This is a genomic window from Vibrio sp. Vb1980, assembly GCF_033338615.1.
Lineage (GTDB): Bacteria > Pseudomonadota > Gammaproteobacteria > Enterobacterales > Vibrionaceae > Vibrio > Vibrio alginolyticus.
The window spans coordinates 169,773-186,792 of sequence record NZ_JAWOSZ010000006.1 but is presented as its reverse complement, the minus strand read 5'-3'; the positions used below and the strand labels follow the sequence as shown (position 1 = coordinate 186,792).

Annotated in this window: 15 protein-coding genes; 7 read left to right on the top strand and 8 right to left on the bottom strand. The window is 43.7% G+C overall.

Translation table 11 applies throughout. The annotated features are described in order from the left end of the window. Positions 1–3: 3 nt before the first annotated feature. Complete coding sequence (locus tag R7F64_RS12220) at positions 4–231, bottom strand: YejL family protein (protein WP_005380722.1); 228 nt, start codon at positions 229–231, stop codon at positions 4–6. An 85-nt stretch (positions 232–316) separates the two neighbouring features. Between R7F64_RS12220 and yejK the strand changes: the two genes are divergently transcribed. The 3 genes from yejK (at position 317) to R7F64_RS12205 (ending at position 3,994) form a co-directional block, all read left to right on the top strand. Then, positions 317–1,315: a nucleoid-associated protein YejK gene (gene yejK / locus R7F64_RS12215; protein WP_005380723.1), complete on the top strand. Its 999-nt coding sequence runs from the start codon at positions 317–319 to the stop codon at positions 1,313–1,315. 82 nt (positions 1,316–1,397) lie between these two features. Beyond that, on the top strand, positions 1,398–2,726 hold the full coding sequence (locus tag R7F64_RS12210) for an Hpt domain-containing protein (RefSeq protein ID WP_031812878.1): 1,329 nt from the start codon (positions 1,398–1,400) through the stop codon (positions 2,724–2,726). A gap of 104 nt (positions 2,727–2,830) precedes the next feature. Next, positions 2,831–3,994: a chemotaxis protein gene (locus tag R7F64_RS12205; protein ID WP_206954223.1), complete on the top strand. Its 1,164-nt coding sequence runs from the start codon at positions 2,831–2,833 to the stop codon at positions 3,992–3,994. Between the two features lie 90 nt (positions 3,995–4,084). On the opposite strand, the gene nhaC is transcribed toward R7F64_RS12205, so the two are convergent. Then, positions 4,085–5,518 (bottom strand): Na+/H+ antiporter NhaC, encoded by a 1,434-nt coding sequence (gene nhaC, locus R7F64_RS12200; protein ID WP_206954792.1) that lies wholly within the window; start codon positions 5,516–5,518, stop codon positions 4,085–4,087. A gap of 431 nt (positions 5,519–5,949) precedes the next feature. Between nhaC and asd the strand changes: the two genes are divergently transcribed. Further along, positions 5,950–7,065: an aspartate-semialdehyde dehydrogenase gene (gene asd / locus R7F64_RS12195; RefSeq protein ID WP_005380727.1), complete on the top strand. Its 1,116-nt coding sequence runs from the start codon at positions 5,950–5,952 to the stop codon at positions 7,063–7,065. Between the two features lie 57 nt (positions 7,066–7,122). On the opposite strand, the gene R7F64_RS12190 is transcribed toward asd, so the two are convergent. Next, positions 7,123–7,986 (bottom strand): ion transporter, encoded by an 864-nt coding sequence (locus R7F64_RS12190; RefSeq protein ID WP_005380728.1) that lies wholly within the window; start codon positions 7,984–7,986, stop codon positions 7,123–7,125. Positions 7,987–8,021: 35 nt separating this feature from the next. Continuing rightward, positions 8,022–8,660: a YchE family NAAT transporter gene (locus R7F64_RS12185; protein ID WP_005380729.1), complete on the bottom strand. Its 639-nt coding sequence runs from the start codon at positions 8,658–8,660 to the stop codon at positions 8,022–8,024. Positions 8,661–9,310: 650 nt separating this feature from the next. On the opposite strand from R7F64_RS12185, the gene adhE reads away from it, so the two are divergent. Then, positions 9,311–12,013 carry a bifunctional acetaldehyde-CoA/alcohol dehydrogenase gene (gene adhE, locus R7F64_RS12180; RefSeq protein ID WP_005380731.1) on the top strand — a complete coding sequence of 901 codons (2,703 nt, stop codon included), beginning with the start codon at positions 9,311–9,313 and terminating at the stop codon, positions 12,011–12,013. 143 nt (positions 12,014–12,156) lie between these two features. Here adhE and R7F64_RS12175 read toward each other — a convergent pair whose 3' ends face one another. The 3 genes from R7F64_RS12175 to sodB form a co-directional block, all read right to left on the bottom strand. Next, positions 12,157–12,900 carry an SDR family oxidoreductase gene (locus R7F64_RS12175; protein WP_318071724.1) on the bottom strand — a complete coding sequence of 248 codons (744 nt, stop codon included), beginning with the start codon at positions 12,898–12,900 and terminating at the stop codon, positions 12,157–12,159. A 134-nt stretch (positions 12,901–13,034) separates the two neighbouring features. After that, positions 13,035–13,538 carry a VC2046/SO_2500 family protein gene (locus R7F64_RS12170; RefSeq protein ID WP_005380733.1) on the bottom strand — a complete coding sequence of 168 codons (504 nt, stop codon included), beginning with the start codon at positions 13,536–13,538 and terminating at the stop codon, positions 13,035–13,037. A gap of 154 nt (positions 13,539–13,692) precedes the next feature. Next, positions 13,693–14,277 carry a superoxide dismutase [Fe] gene (gene sodB / locus R7F64_RS12165; protein WP_005396533.1) on the bottom strand — a complete coding sequence of 195 codons (585 nt, stop codon included), beginning with the start codon at positions 14,275–14,277 and terminating at the stop codon, positions 13,693–13,695. Positions 14,278–14,562: 285 nt separating this feature from the next. Between sodB and R7F64_RS12160 the strand changes: the two genes are divergently transcribed. Together R7F64_RS12160 and R7F64_RS12155 are read left to right on the top strand one after the other, a co-directional pair. Then, the gene (locus R7F64_RS12160) at positions 14,563–14,898 is read left to right on the top strand and encodes a Grx4 family monothiol glutaredoxin (protein ID WP_017635833.1); all 336 of its coding nucleotides are present in this window, start codon (positions 14,563–14,565) and stop codon (positions 14,896–14,898) included. Positions 14,899–14,972: 74 nt separating this feature from the next. Then, the gene (locus R7F64_RS12155) at positions 14,973–15,602 is read left to right on the top strand and encodes a DsbA family protein (protein ID WP_258488113.1); all 630 of its coding nucleotides are present in this window, start codon (positions 14,973–14,975) and stop codon (positions 15,600–15,602) included. A 77-nt stretch (positions 15,603–15,679) separates the two neighbouring features. Here the strand turns inward: R7F64_RS12155 and R7F64_RS12150 are convergent, their stop codons facing one another. Then, positions 15,680–17,005: a Na+/H+ antiporter family protein gene (locus tag R7F64_RS12150; protein WP_017821192.1), complete on the bottom strand. Its 1,326-nt coding sequence runs from the start codon at positions 17,003–17,005 to the stop codon at positions 15,680–15,682. Positions 17,006–17,020: the final 15 nt, after the last annotated feature.

The window sequence follows — 17,020 nt, the reverse complement described above, 5'->3', positions numbered from 1 at the left end:
TGATTAGTGTGTTTTTGGTGTTTCTAAAGAAGACATCAGCGCCTGAGCAAATTTTTCAGCAATCGCTTTGCGTTGTGAAGCAGCAACACGTTGATTTAAGACATTGGTTGCGATATTTCCGGCAATCATTAGCGTCAACTCAGGAGAAGCAGCGTGTTTTTCAAGAACTGTTGCTACTTCAGCAAGAATTTTTTCTACTTGCTCGTCAGTATATTTAGATGTAATCGGCATAAAGACTCTAATAATGATAGTAAAAGCGGCTTATGATAACCTACAATGCCCATCAACTAAAACCTTGTAGCAAGATAAAATCACTATGAGTCTTCATCTTTCAAACGTTATTCTGCATCAACTGTGCAAAAACGATCAGGACGAGCTGGTTGTAAACTTTCGTCCAGCATCATTAGAGAACGATGCATCTACAGAAAACTTAGTCGCTGAGCTTCACCGAGTATTCCATTCTAAAGCTGGTAAAGGTTTTGGCGCTTTCCAGTCAGACAGCGAATTTCAATTTTGGCTTCAAGAAATGCGCAAAGGAGAGCGAGATTTTTACGACTTCTCACAAATTAGTGCAAATCGCTTGAAAGAAGAGTTGATTAAGTACCCATTTGCGGATGAAGGTATCTTGGTTTTCGCTGAGTATCAGAGTTTAGCAACGGACTACTTGTTCATCGGTATCTTACCAATGAATCAGAGTTTAAAAGTGACCGAAGGTTTGGACATCAGTGCGACAGATTACCTTGATATCACCAAAATGGATATTGCCGCACGCATCGATCTGTCGAGCTACGAGACCGACAAGGAATCCAATCGTTATCTGCAATACATTAAAGGACGCGTTGGCCGTAAAGTGGCGGACTTCTTCCTAGATTTTCTGCAAGCGGATATTGGCTTAGATACTAAACAACAAAACTTAGTGTTGATGCAGGCGGTGGATGATTTTTGTGCTGACTCGAAGCTAGAAAAGCAAGAAGTGAACGAGTACAAGAAACAAGTTTACGACTACTGCAATGAGCAAATTAAATCCGGTGATGAGGTTCAAATCTCAGAGCTTTCCGGAGAGCTTCCTCAAAGCCAAGATGGCACGAGCTTTATGGATTTCACCAAAGAGCAAGGGTACGAGCTTGAAGAGTCTTTCCCAGGTGATCGTGCGACGGTTCGCAAACTGACTAAATTTGTTGGAGCTGGTGGTGGTTTGAATATTAGCTTCGATAGTCTCTTACTTGGCGAGCGTATTTTTTATGATCCAGAGACGGATACCTTAACGATTAAAGGGACGCCTCCAAATCTAAAAGATCAGTTAAGTCGCAATTAAAATCATATCGTTAAATAAAGAGAGCAAACGGCTCTCTTTTTTTATGTGAATAAGAAACATCCATAGTATATGCTTGTAATTAATGGAGATATGCGAGGGGCAAGTGTTGCTGAAGCTAAAAGAAGGAATACGGCGGTTTGTTTGGTTCTGGTTCGTTTTGTGGTGTGTTTTAGCACTTGGCATTTGGCTGCAAGCCAAACAAACGATTCAAACGATTTCGACTGTAAATGAGTTAGGAAGTAAAGTTGAAGAAGTCAGGCACTTTTTTAACTTCGATCTGCCTTACCGTGTTAAACACGTCGACCAAATTTCACTGAAACTTCAGTTGGCTTATGCAGTTCGCTTACAGCTTGAAAGTGAGTTTTCTGAAGGGAAAATCACACCAGACATCACTCAATTACTTTATACGACCGACCGATTTTTAGAAAGTGCTCGAGCTTTTGTAAGAAGTGACAGTGAATTGGTTTCGTTAGCAGAACAGTTACGAAGCAGCCGTGCTCGAACAGAAAACTCTGAGCAAATTCAGGCAATGTACTATCGCTTAGGTGCGCTTGTTTTTGAGTCTGTCTTTAGTGACTCTGCAACGAATAGCGATACTTACCGTGACTTAGACCGACTTTTTATTGAATCAGAGACGCTCTCTCCCGAAGAGCGAAGCGCTCTTCAGCGCCAGCTTGCTCAAACCTCAAGCGCACTATCTGCTCAGGCACAGGGCAGTTATTTATCTAATCAACTGCTTAATCCAGATTTCCCGAACCAGTTAACTTCGATAAATGAGCAGTTGGAACAGAAGCTAATGACTTTTATTGTTTGGCTGTCTGTAATCAGTGGTTTGCTCCTTTTCCTCATTTCATGGGGAGCCTTCTCCCCAAAAACGATTCAACCGATACCACTACCCAGAACCGATGATAAAAAGTCAGAGCAAGTTGGCGATGATGAAAATGGAGCTAACACTGTTCCCTCAGCTCAGTCAGAAAATTTTCAAAACGTCCAAATGAACGAAAAAAGTTGTAATGAGGTGAATTCATCACAAGTGGAAGTAGTGGAACGTGAGCCGTACATAGATATCAATAAAATGTTAGATTCTCTGTCTGGTGACGAGGGCGCTGTGCGGATGTTACTGGAGGTCTTTATTCAGGACCACTCTGGCGATGGCACTAAAATGTATCAGCTGTTAGAAGAGGATAAAGAGCAAGCGCAAAGAGCCGCACACAGTCTTAAAGGGGTCTCAGGGAGTTTAGGTGCAATGCCATTGCACTGTATTTCGGGTGATATTGAACTGTTGATTAAACAAGGGCAAAAAGTGCCGGAAGAGAAGTTGGCATGTTTAGATGATGTCCTAAAACAAACCATACTTTTTGCTAATAATGTTCTCAATAGTGAAAAGATAACAGAAGCGCTAACAGATTGATATTGCTCTGACTTAATGTCATAAGAGTTGAGGTAATAAAGGCTCGAACTATATGACTTAGTTCGCTTTATTCCTGTTCTATACAATTTGTTAAAGGTGTTTTCATGTCCGTTCGCCGAATGTCTTCAATGATGTTGATAGGGCTGGTTATGATGCTTTCAGGGTGCTCCCTGCTCGAAGTCAAGATCGAGAGTCAAACCGTCCCTCTTACCAAACAAGAGCTCAATATGCGTCTTTTGACTCGTGAGTATGCGCAGCAGTTTTTTGCTCAGGTTGAGCAAGCAGCAGACGCACTACACGAACAATATGAGCCTCATGATGAAGTTCATCAATCTTATATTTTACTTTGGAAGATAAATGCTGAAGAAGGCATCCAAGCTTCTGCATACCAAGTGTCCCCAATGGCTGCACTGATTGATACATGGACTTTCACGCTACAAATGGAACAGTTTTTTACTACCGCTTCTGGTAATGAGCTCTTTGCGTCCGATGAGGCCAAGTTAGTTTCCGTTTATTTAGCGAAAGAGGTAGATAAACTGGCTCAATCTTTATTGAAGAAAGAAGCATACATCAAGACACAAACGTTTGTTGCAGAGTTCGCCAAGCAGCATCCCTTCGCTGATTTAAGCATGATTAGGACTCCAGCTTACCGTAGGTGGTTAGATGCAAACCAAATTAGCGAAGAGGAAGCCGTTACAACGCTAGGCACGATGCCAGAAGCACTCGGGGATGTCTCTGATCGTCTAAGTCTGGTATCAGAACAGACACCAAAAATTATGACGTGGAAAGCGCAGTTGTTGGCCTTGAATAGCTCTGCCAGTATCGAAAAAGTCAATGCGGCGCTCAATAGTTTGCAAGTTACCGCTGATTCGGTGAGGGATTTTATCGATAACAACCCAGAGTACATGCGTTATTTGGCAGAGCAAATGGCGCTGGAGTTACAACCTTTGGTTGACGATATCGATCAAAGGACGGAGGCGCGTTTATCTCAGTTGGGTGAAGAACGCCAAGCTATAGAGCTGATGGTTGCCAGAGAGCGCCAAGAAATCGCACAGATCATTACCCATGAGCGCGAGAAGTTTGCTCAAGATATGGATCGAGTGTCGCAAGAGGTTGTGAATCTCGCAATGACTAAGCTGATTGAACTTGTCAAAAGTACCATCATCTACTTTATTCTGTTCATTGCCGTTATATTCTTTGCACCGCTTGGCTTGGGCTATTGGTTTGGGAAGCGTTCAGCCGTGAAAACGCCAGTCAAACAAAGCTAACGATTTGTTTTGGAAATAAAAAAAGAGCGCTTTAAAGCGCTCTTTTTTAGTATTGAATTCGGAAGGGAGGTTCTTCCTATCTCTGCGAAGTTAAGCGGTTTGCTGCTTTAATTCGCCTTCAGCTTCTTCAACTGCTTCTGCTGTTGGTTCGCACTTATCAACAAACCAACCCATGTAAGAAGTGAAGATCGTTACGATGATACATACAAAACTCAGCCACATGAACGGGGCATAAGACAGTGTAGCAACACCCAAAATACTGGCCATGTAGATACCGTTGTCACTCCAAGGGACCATACCTGAGGTTAGCGTGCCGCCAAATTCTGCGTTACGAGACAAATTCTTACGTTTGTAGCCTAGACGGTCATAGTTCTTCGCACAGATTTTTGGGGTCAGGATAAGTGAAACGTACATCGCTGAACCAAATACGTTGCCCATAAAGGCCGTACCAATTGTGCTTGTTGCCAATGAACCTGCACTTTGAACGCGTTTTTCAAACAGCTTCGCGATAGTCTCTAGCACGCCTACTTTATCTAGTAGACCGCCAAAACCAAGGCCGAATACGATAACCGCTACCGACCCAAGCATTGAAGACATGCCGCCACGGTTAAGGATTGAGTCAATGAAATCTACGCCAGATGAGATTGCAAACGGAGCCCAAGCCGTGTTGAACGCGGTTAGGAAATCGACATCTTGGATCATCACTGCCCAAATAATACCTAGCAGAGAACCAAAACTGATCACTGGGAATGAAGGCATACGCATCGCTAGAAGTGACAATACGATGACCACAGGAACAAATGAGTAAGGGGTGATGTAGAACTGCTGTTCCATCGCCTTAATGACAGAGTCTACCTGGCTCATGTCAACTTGACCTGCGTAGTGGAAGCCAAATGCAGTAAACATAATGCCTGTAATAATGTAGCTAATGAGTGCTATCGGCAACATGCCTTTAATATGTTCCATCACTTCAACGTTAGACATAGATGAAGCAAGGATTACTGAATCCGATAGAGGCGACATTTTGTCACCAAAGTAACAGCCTGAAAGTACGGCACCTGCAGTGATTGGCGCAGGAACACCAAGACCTTGACCGATGCCCATCATTGCAATACCTGCCGTGCCAGCCGCACCCCAAGATGTGCCAGTCGCTAGCGCAGTCAATGAACAGATGATCATGGTCGCGAGCAAAAAGATGGAAGGGTGGATTGCTTTAAGGCCGTAGTAAATAATGGTTGGAACAATACCACCAGAGATCCAAGTACCTACAAGCGCGCCAACGGCCAAAAGGATTAAAACGGCTCCAAGTCCATTGGAAATGCCATTTAGTGCTGCTTTTTCCAGATCTTTATACTGATGGCCAAGCTTTATGCCCAATATCATGACAATGAACCAACCGATGTATAGCGCTAGCTGAATCGGTAGGTCTAGCTTGGCTGTGAACGAAAATGCCAGCAGGAGAAATAAACCGAGCGAGATAAATACCTGTATCAAGCTTGGTAGGCGTGGTGTAACTTGCTTCATATGTGCCTCTGTCAATCTTGGAGCAATAGAGGAAGGCGCTCCTTGTTGTAATCGCGCATAACATACATTAACAAAAATTATATTTCGAACATTTGGTGTTTTATCTTGATGTTCGTCGGTAAAAACGTTTGCTTGTGAAATTAACTGTTGGTTTGTTTTAACTTTTTTGGTTTTAAATGTTGTGTAATGTGAAATTATTGTGCTTCATGTGTTATTTTCTCATTGAGTGGTAAGACCAATTAGGGGGCTAAAGTGCTTTCCCTACTTGAAAAATGGTTAAAACCGCAAACCAAACACTAAAAAATCTCGTGTAACCCGGTTTTTCAGAGGAAAAGGTTAAAAAACGCGCTTATTTACAAAATAGGGGTTGAGATTTTGCTGTGAAAAATTAACTATGGGGTAGGTTTTTTAATACATGGAGAGTTAATACGATGAGAGTTGGTTTAGTTGGTTGGCGCGGTATGGTTGGTTCAGTCCTTATGCAGCGTATGGTTGAAGAGAAAGACTTCGACCTAATCGAACCAGTATTCTACAGTACTTCTCAAGTTGGTATTCCTGCTCCTAACTTAGGAAAAGACGCAGGCTTACTGCAAGACGCATATGATATTGAAAGCTTAAAACAGCTTGATGCGGTAATCACCTGTCAAGGTGGTAGCTACACAGAAAAAGTTTTCCCTGCACTTCGTCAGGCTGGTTGGAAAGGCTACTGGATTGACGCGGCCTCTACGCTACGTATGGCTGAAGATTCGATCATCACACTTGATCCAGTGAACTTAAAGCAAATCCAACAAGGCATCCACGGTGGCACGAACACATTTGTCGGTGGTAACTGTACGGTTAGTTTAATGCTAATGGGGCTAGGTGGTCTATTTGAGAAAGGCCTTGTTGAGTGGACAAGCGCAATGACTTACCAAGCCGCATCTGGTGCTGGTGCGCAAAATATGCGTGAATTGATCTCGCAAATGGGCGTTATCAATGACTCTGTTAGCTCTGAACTTGCAAACCCATCAAGCTCTATCCTAGATATCGATAAGAAAGTCGCGGATACAATGCGCAGCGGCTCTTTCCCTACCGATAAATTCGGTGTGCCACTAGCTGGTTCGTTGATCCCATGGATCGATGTGAAGCGCGATAATGGTCAGAGTAAAGAAGAGTGGAAAGCGGGCGCCGAGGCGAATAAAATTTTGGGCTCTCAAAGTTCACCTGTCCCAATTGACGGTACCTGTGTGCGTATTGGCGCGATGCGTTGTCACTCTCAAGCACTTACTATCAAGCTTAAACAAAATGTACCAATGGACGAAATCGAAGAAATCATCGCCACTCATAACGATTGGGTGAAAGTGATTCCTAACGACCGTGACATCACTGCTCAAGAGCTAACGCCGGCAAAAGTTACGGGCACAATGTCTGTACCAGTGGGTCGTCTACGTAAGATGGCAATGGGTGATGATTTCCTAAATGCTTTCACTGTTGGTGACCAACTGCTTTGGGGTGCTGCGGAGCCATTGCGTCGTACTCTGCGAATTATTCTGTCTGAGAAAGCATAATCACATCAATCCTTTATTTGATGACAAAATAAAAGAGCTCCTTAGGGAGCTCTTTTTTCATGCGTCGTCTTCCGTTCGAACGACTCTTTTGTCTGGATCGGCCAGTTCACTACCACAATGTTTACAGTAAATTGCGTCAGAGTCGTGCCCTGCGTGGGAGCAGTTTGGGCATTTCACCAATACTTTGTGCGATTGCATCTCTTGGTGCAGTTCGGCAGTGAAAATACCTGTAGGTACCGCCAAAATGGAATAACCCAGTAACATGGTGAGTGATGCAAGCCCTTTACCTAGGTCTGTTTGGGGGACCAAGTCACCATACCCAACCGTTGTGATGGTCACGATCGCCCAATAAATACTTTTAGGAATGCTAGTAAATCCGTTTTCAGGTCCTTCAATGATAAAAATCAACGAGCCGAAAATCGTTACCATAATGGCGACGGAACTAAAGAAGATAAAAATCTTTCTGCGCGCCATAAGCAGTGAACGTAAGAGGATATTGGACTCTTGGAGGTATCGGACTAACTTGAGTATGCGGAATATTCGCATCACTCGCAGCGCCCTGATCACACCCATAAACGAAGCGGATGGGAAGAAGAGTGCTAAATAAGTGGGCAAAATCGCAAGTAAATCGACGACACCATAAAAACTCTTTGCGTAGGCGGCAGGTTTGGGGGAGCAATAAAGCCTTAGAAGGTATTCAATCGTGAATAGGCCAGTAAATGTGTATTCAATAAACTTCAGCTCTTTTTCCCACTCGGCACGAACGGAGGGTATCGAATCTAACACCAGTACGATTAACGAGCTGATGATCGCGATAATGAGAGCAATATCGAACGTTTTACCAGCTTTGGTATGAGTACCAAAAATGGTGACATATAGAGTATGTTTAAGAGAGTCAGTCGTCATGACAAAGCGATCCATTGTTGAATCGCTCTATCATACAATTTTATAGAAACTCAGGCTAATCCTGGAAATAAGTTGCGTAAGCCATTCGCAATGAACTCTATGCCAAGCGCGCCCAATATCAAACCCATGATACGAGTAATGACGTTGATTCCAGTTTGACCTAAAAATCGTACGATCAATGGGGCAGAGCGGAACAATAGCCATGAACAAAGGCAGAACAAACCAATCGTAATACTAATGCCCACGGTATCGAACATGCTTGGGTAGCGTGCACCATAAACAATAGTCGAACTGATTGCACCAGGCCCTGCCATTAAAGGCATTGCAAGAGGGACCACACCAATCTGTTCACGACTGACGTATTCCGTTTTCTCTTGTTTGTTCTGCTTATCTTCCCCCAGTTTACCGCTCATCATCGAGAATGCGATGCTAAGTAATAGCAACCCGCCAGCGACACGAAACGAATCCAGAGAAATACTGAACATGTCTAACAGTAACTGACCAGCAAAAAGCGAAATGATCAGGATGATCGCAACAGCCACATTTGCTGTTGTTGCCGTATTGCGCTTTTCGTCTGGTGTCATATGCCCGGTTAGTGACACAAACACAGGCATGATACCAACAGGGTTTACTGCGGCGACCAAACCGAGAAAAAACTGCAAGAAGATAGCAAGTTCAAAAGTTTGCATGTTGCTTACTCATCAAAGTTCACATTAGTGAAAAGGAGAAGGGGTAATTTGGGCGTAATGTAAGGCAAAAGTTAGGTTGTAAGAAATGAAAAAAACTAACGCATTCCCTGCCATTTAAGTGAGAAAAACTAATTCTTTAATAAACTGTATCTAATCTGGAAAGGAAATGTTACGTATAAAGTTGCTGATAAATTGCACTGTTTTACATAAACGTTAACATTCGCACATTTTTGATAAAAACCAAGGTGGTTTGTAGAGAGATGTATTCGGTTCGATATACTCTCAGTAGCACAAAGAATTGGTCCTACATGTAATTTTGTTGGTCAAAAATGAAACTTTTTTACAGGTTGTTGTAGTTTCTTTTATTTATTTGTCCATTTGCTTCTTTTTTACTCAATAAAAAATGAAAGTTAATTTATTTGTTTATCAATGATTTATGTAATTTTGGTGTTATGAGGCACCACTTTGGTAGTATTTAGGTGGTGAGAACTGATCCAAGTCAATTTTTTTCACACTCTGAAATATTATACTCAGTCCTGAAAGCAATTTACTAAGACGTTTGTTTTCTAAGTGACTGATAAACAGTAAAAACGATAAGTAATAGCCTTAGTAAAAAGTTTTTAATATTTGTTAATTTTAGGAGATTCCCTATGCCTGTAACTAATATGGCTGAACTAGATGCAATGGTTGCTCGCGTTAAGAAAGCGCAAGAAGAGTTCGCTACTTACTCTCAAGAGCAAGTAGATAAAATCTTTCGTGCAGCATCGCTTGCAGCTAACCAGGCCCGTATCCCGCTAGCTCAACAAGCGGTAGAAGAATCTGGTATGGGTATTGTTGAAGATAAAGTAATCAAGAACCACTTCGCTTCTGAGTTTATCTACAACAAATACAAAGACGAACAAACGTGTGGCATCTTAGAAGAAGATGACAACCTAGGTACTATGACTATCGCTGAGCCTGTAGGCATCATCTGCGGTATCGTACCAACGACTAACCCAACTTCTACAGCGATCTTCAAATCTCTAATCTCTTTGAAGACTCGTAACGGTATCATCTTCTCACCACATCCACGTGCGAAAAACTCAACTAACGATGCAGCTAAACTCGTTCTAGATGCAGCAGTAGCAGCAGGCGCACCAAAAGACATCATCGGTTGGATCGACCAGCCTTCTGTTGAGCTTTCAAACGCTCTAATGAAACACGATGACATCGCTCTTATCCTTGCAACTGGTGGTCCAGGCATGGTTAAAGCCGCTTACTCTTCTGGTAAGCCAGCAATCGGTGTAGGTGCAGGTAACGTTCCGGTTGTTATCGATGAAACAGCAGACATCAAACGTGCTGTTGCTTCTATCCTTATGTCTAAGACTTTCGACAACGGTGTAGTATGTGCTTCTGAGCAGGCTGCAATCGTAGTTGACGAAGTATACGACGAAGTGAAAGAGCGTTTTGCTTCTCACAAAGCTTATGTCCTAAGCAAAGCAGAAGCTGATAAAGTTCGTAAAGTGCTTCTTATCGATGGCGCGCTAAACGCGAAAATCGTAGGTCAGCCAGCAGCAGCAATCGCTGAAATGGCAGGCGTTAAAGTTCCAGCAGACACTAAAGTTCTTGTTGGTGAAGGTCTGGGCAAAGTATCTCACGATGACGCATTCGCTCACGAGAAACTATCTCCAACTCTAGGTCTATTCCGTGCTGACAACTTCGAAGACGCGGTTGCTCAAGCGGTAACTATGGTTGAGATTGGTGGTATCGGCCACACATCTGGTCTTTACACTAACCAAGATACTAACGCTGACCGTATCCGTTACTTCGGTGACAAGATGAAGACAGCTCGTATCCTAATCAACATCCCGACTACTCACGGCGGTATCGGTGACTTGTACAACTTCAACGTTGCGCCATCTCTAACGCTAGGTTGTGGTTCTTGGGGTGGTAACTCTATCTCTGAGAACGTAGGTCCTAAACACCTAATCAACAAGAAAACTGTAGCGAAGCGAGCTGAAAACATGTTGTGGCATAAACTACCTAAGTCAATCTACTTCCGTCGTGGTAGCCTTCCAATCGCACTGGGCGACCTAGAAGGTAAGAAACGTGCATTCCTAGTAACTGACCGTTTCCTATTCAACAACGGTTACGCAGATGACGTAGTAAGCCTACTAAAAGCTCAAGGCATGGAAGTTCAAACATTCTTCGATGTTGAAGCTGACCCAACACTGTCTGTAGTAGAAAAAGGTGCGGCTCAAATGGCTAGCTACCAACCTGACGTTATCCTAGCGCTAGGCGGTGGTTCACCAATGGATGCAGCGAAAATCATGTGGGTAATGTACGAGCACCCAGAAACTCACTTTGAAGAACTAGCAATGCGCTTTATGGACATCCGTAAACGTATCTACAAGTTCCCTAAAATGGGTAAAAAAGCTGAGCTTGTATGTATCACTACAACTTCAGGTACTGGTTCAGAAGTTACTCCATTCGCGGTTGTTACTGACGACAAGACTGGTGCGAAATACCCACTAGCTGACTACGAAATCACGCCAAACATGGCAATCGTTGATGCGAACCTAGTAATGAACATGCCTAAGTCTCTAACAGCATTTGGTGGTTACGATGCCGTAACTCACGCTCTAGAAGCTTACGTTTCTGTTCTTGCTAACGAATACTCAGATGGCCAAGCTCTTCAAGCACTTAAGATGCTAAAAGAGTACCTACCATCAAGCTATGCGAACGGTGCAAATGACCCAATCGCTCGTGAGAAGGTACACAACGCAGCTACTATCGCTGGTGTTGCATTTGCGAACGCATTCCTAGGTGTTTGTCACTCAATGGCTCACAAACTGGGTGCTGAGTTCCACTTGCCACATGGCCTAGCTAACGCACTACTTATCTCTAACGTGGTACGTTACAACGCGAACGACAATCCAACTAAACAAACTGCGTTCTCTCAATACGACCGTCCACAAGCACGTCGTCGTTACGCTGAAGTTGCTGACCACCTTGGCCTAAGCCAAGAAGGTGACCGTACTGCTCAGAAGATTGAACGTCTACTAGCATGGTTGGATGAACTAAAAGTTAACCTAGACATCCCAATGTCTATCCAAGCGGCAGGTGTTGCTGAATCAGATTTCGTAGCGAAACTGGATGAGCTAGCGGTAGAAGCGTTCGATGACCAATGTACTGGTGCGAACCCACGTTACCCTCTAATCAGCGAACTTAAAGATGTGTTGATGGCTTCTTACTACGGTAAAGCATTTGTTGAAGGCGAAACTTTCGAAGGTACAACTGTTATCAAGAAGAAAGCAGACCAAGAAGCAGCAAAAGCAGCACCTAAAGCAAAGAAAGAAAAAGCTGACGCGTAATTAAAAAATCGAGTGAGCAAGGTTTTCGCTAGCACGAAACCTTAATCGGGAAAAGGTTAAAGCCCCAGTCAAATGACTGGGGCTTTTTTTATTTTGGTGCAGGAGTTACATCTGGCTTGGGAAAACAGAGTTGCTGTGTATGCTTACACTTCGGTCGCAACTACTCGGCCACTGAAGTATTCATTCGCGACGATGTATGCTGTGTTGCGGACTAGTTCGTCTTGGATCTCAGCCCAGTGCCTCTCGTTGAGCTCTTCTTTTGTATGATTTACCGAGGGAATAACGCCGCCCACTCGAATGTTGAATGGTGTGAGTTCTTTTGCCCAGCTGTGAGTAAAACCTGACACCAACGCCGCCATGCTTTCAACTCCCGTAAAGTCTTCATGGTTGTCATGAGAAATGACGTTAACAATGACGCCTTTCTTGTTTCTGGCTCGAAAGCGCTCTGCTCCTACTTGGCCGTAGGTATAAAGGAAGCGTGCCGCAGACGACAAGTGATCAATGTAAGTACTCATTGGTTCTGGCGCCATTAAGCCAGGCATAGGGGAGCAGGTCCAGCAATTAACAATCACATCTGGTGTCGCACGTAGCTGTGATTCTATCTGGTCAAACAATAAGTTAATGGACGTTGTGTTATCACTACACACATTCATCGCATACACTTTGTCAGTGAAAGCGCTGATTTGCTCATAGCTCGCTCTCAAAGCGCTAGAATTTTGGTCACAAAGAATCAACGTTGCTCCAAGGTGAGCAAAGTGATTTGCACAGGTTCTTCCTATAACCGAACCTGCAGACGTGACGAGAATAATTGATTCTTTGATATCCATAGCACCTTCACTGTATCCATATGTGAAAAACAATACACCAGTGGTTTGTGCTAATAGCATGGTTGAAATTCGTTGGGTTCAGTGTGAAAGGCTTCAAACTAACGCTTTCGAGTGAGGACTATTGTGCGGTAATTTGTAAGATGTCACATTTCTGACGTGTAGGTATTGCAAGCTATTGGATAAAAAGCGGATCTCTATGCTTTAGCTTGAATTTGATGCTGACGTTGAGCCGTCACTAGCTGATTATATAGCCCAGCATCTGGGATCAGTTGTTTGTTGCGTTCGCCCAATCTGCGTCGCTCATGACCAGATAGGTTGTGATAAACCTCCTCTGGTAGGTTGAATGTGTCTTCAGGCAGGTAAGTCAGCGCATCTGGTTTTAGGTAATGGCTCAGCTTTGCGGAAGGCAATCCTGCATCGTGAAACTGTTTCGCTTGTTCAGCTGCGAGTTCATAGCTGCTGCTATCAGAACGAAGAGCTTGAGGTTGCGATAAACCCAATTGTTGGCGAAGAATACTGTCACTGGTGATGACTTCCTGGACCTCTTCAACCGGGACTACATCGCGAACATCATTAGAGAACATAGACAGAATCAGCGAGAAATCCGCACGACGACCGTCGTGTACGGCATGGTTAATACCATTACCGAACTGAAGTTCGTTGATAATTGCAGCTTTGTCTAAAGTATGAATTTGCATGATGTTCCTCGCTCGATGCTCTTTTAACGGCGTGGATAAGAAGAACTTTAGTAAAAGAGGGAATTATTTAAAGGTGCTAGGGAAGGCGAAACAAAAAAGCCCGCTAAATAGCGAGCTTTTGAATAAGACTAAATTGAACTTAGGGGGAAGTATATTACTTCGCTAGGTTCTCAGCTACGAAGTCCCAGTTTACTAGAGCCCAGAAGCCGTTCATGTAATCAGGACGTACGTTACGGTAATCGATGTAGTACGCGTGTTCCCATAGGTCAACAGTTAGAAGTGGTGTTGTACCTTCTTCTGTTAGAGGAGTAGCAGCGTTAGAAGTGTTAACGATCTCTAGAGAGCCATCAGCTTTCTTAACAAGCCAAGTCCATGAAGAACCGAAGTTGTTGATTGCTGAATCAGTAAACTTCGCTTTGAATTCTTCAAAAGAACCGAATGCTGCGTTGATTGCGTCTGCAACTGCGCCAGTTGGCTCGCCGCCCGCATTTGGAGCAAGACAGTGCCAGTAGAACGTGTGGTTCCAGATTTGCGCTGCGTTGTTGAATACGCCACCAGTAGAAGTCTTGATGATCTCTTCTAGAGTTTTGCCTTCGAACTCAGTACCAGGGATAAGACCGTTAAGCTTAACAACGTAAGTGTTGTGGTGCTTACCGTGGTGGTAGTCTAGAGTCTCTGCTGAGATGTGTGGTTCTAGTGCGTCTTTCGCGTAAGGAAGAGCTGGTAGTTCAAATGCCATTACTCGATTCTCCATTGATTTGAAAGGATGACCTTTCGATTGCTTCCAGTATTTTTTTATAGCTATGTCGCCTTTAAGGCTGACTTGCTAAGTATTTTAGCAAGTTTTTACTTTATTAAAACCCCGATATGAAAATATTTTAAGAGGTTAGCAGTGGTGAAGTGCTGCATTGCTCGCCAATGAGCAACCTAAAATTAAGCCTTATTAATTATATGGTTTTTATTCTGTCGTTATTGAGTAGAATGTGGCAAATAAATAAAGTTCAAACCCATGAATGAGGAAGCGATGGAAACTATCGACAAAATCAAACAGCAGATCTCTGAAAACTCAATCCTGCTGTACATGAAAGGATCACCGAAACTACCTAGCTGTGGTTTCTCTTCTCAAGCGTCACAGGCACTAATGGCATGTGGTGAGAAGTTCGCTTACGTAGACATTCTGCAAAACCCAGATATCCGTGCTGAGTTACCAAAGTACGCGCAATGGCCAACTTTCCCTCAACTATGGGTTGAAGGTGAGCTTATCGGCGGTTGTGACATTATTCTAGAAATGTTCCAAAAAGGTGAACTGCAGCCTCTAATCAAAGAAGCAGCAGCGCGCGCTGAAGATCAAGCTGAGTAATTCGTAAATACTCACATTTAGCGATAGAATACGAAGGAGCCGTACTGGCTCCTTTTTCTTTTTAGGTTAGTGGAATGAACATAAAGCTTTACTACGTGCATGACCCAATGTGCAGTTGGTGTTGGGGTTACAAACCAACGCTGGATAAACTAAAACAGCAACTGCCAGGTGTGATTCAGTTTGAGTATGTGGTTGGTGGTCTTGCGCCAGATACTAATTTACCGATGCCGCCCGAGATGCAACAAAAACTCGAAGGTATTTGGAAGCAGATTGAGCGCCAGTTAGGCACTAAGTTTAACTACGATTTCTGGAAGCTTTGTACGCCAGTTAGAAGCACTTACCAATCTTGTCGTGCGGTTATTGCAGCGGGCTTTCAAGACTCTTATGAGCAGATGCTAGAAGCGATTCAGCATGCGTACTACTTACGTGCGCTGCCTCCTCATGAAGAAGCCACTCACTTGCAACTAGCGAGAGAAATTGGCTTGAATGTTCAGCAATTCAAGAATGACATGGATGGCTCTTTCTTAGAAGGTGTGTTCGAAGATCAATTGAGCCTTGCAAAGAGCCTAGGTGTGAGCTCTTACCCTAGCTTGGTTCTTAAAATTAACGACGCTTATTTTCCGATTGCCATCGATTACCTGTCGACAGAACCAACCTTGAAGCTGATTCGTGAGCGTATTATTGACAATATGCCAGCGCAATAACCACAGTTATGAATAACAAAAAGCCGCTCATTGAGCGGCTTTTTCGTAACTAATGTATATCCATCCAAACAATAGTATTAAAGCACCATTGCTGCAATCCAACCAAAGATGATTAGAGGGATATTATAATGGATAAAGGTTGGAACGACTGTTTCCCAAATGTGCTCATGTTGACCGTCGGCATTTAGACCAGATGTAGGGCCTAATGTAGAGTCAGAAGCTGGAGAGCCTGCATCACCTAACGCCGCTGCAGTACCTACCAGTGCAATCGTTGCCATCGGCGAGAAGCCGAATGCTAGCGCAAGAGGCACATAGATAGTTGCAAGGATTGGAATCGTAGAGAACGATGAACCAATGCCCATTGTTACTAATAGACCAACGATCAGCATCAGTAGTGCAGCTAGAGGCTTATTGTCACCGATGCTGGTTGATAGCGATTGTACTAGTGTTTCAACACCGCCAGTTTGCTTCATTACTGCTGCAAAACCTGCCGCTGCAATCATGATGAAGCCAATCATTGCCATCATGTGTACACCTTTAGTGAACACGTCGTGCGTCTCTTTCCATGCAATAACGCCGCCGAAAGTAAACACCATAAAGCCAGCTAGAGCACCGATAATCATTGAACCCGTGTAAAGCTGAACACCCAATGCAGCGACAATACCAAGTGCCGCAACTAAGATGTGCTTTTTATTGATGACATGATCGGTTTCGTCAACGACAGTCAACTCAGTTTCTTTGTAGACACGCGGTTTACGATAGCTAACAAAGATAGCCAGTAATAGACCAAACAGCATCCCTGCACCTGGCAGTAACATGGCGGTTGGGACTTGGCTTGCAACCACGTTTTCCAAACCGTTGTCATGTAGGTTCTTTAATAGAATGTTGTTTAAGAAAATACCGCCGAAACCAACAGGTAAGATCATGTAAGGTGTGATCAAACCGAAGGTAAGAACACACGCGACCAAACGTCGGTCGAGTTTAAGTTTCGCAAATACGCCCAAAAGAGGTGGAATCAAAATTGGAATAAAGGCGATATGGACCGGAATTACGTTCTGAGATGACATCGTAACAAGCACTAATGCCACCAACACGGCGTACTTTAAGCCAGTAGTGGAAGCGGAGTTTTCTTTGCCATTTAAGCGCTTGATAACACTTTTGGCCAGTAGATCCGTGATGCCTGATTTCGAGATGGCAACAGCGAAAGTACCTAACATGGCGTAGCTTAGCGCGATAGTTGCACCGCCACCTAGACCACTTTCAAATGCGGCAACCGTATCCCCAAGGCTCATGCCTGCGACTAGGCCGCCTACGATGGCACTAAACGTGAGGGCAACCACCACGTTTACGCGCATCAATGCTAACACGAGCATGACGCACACTGATATAACGACAGGATTCATACTTTTCCTAATATG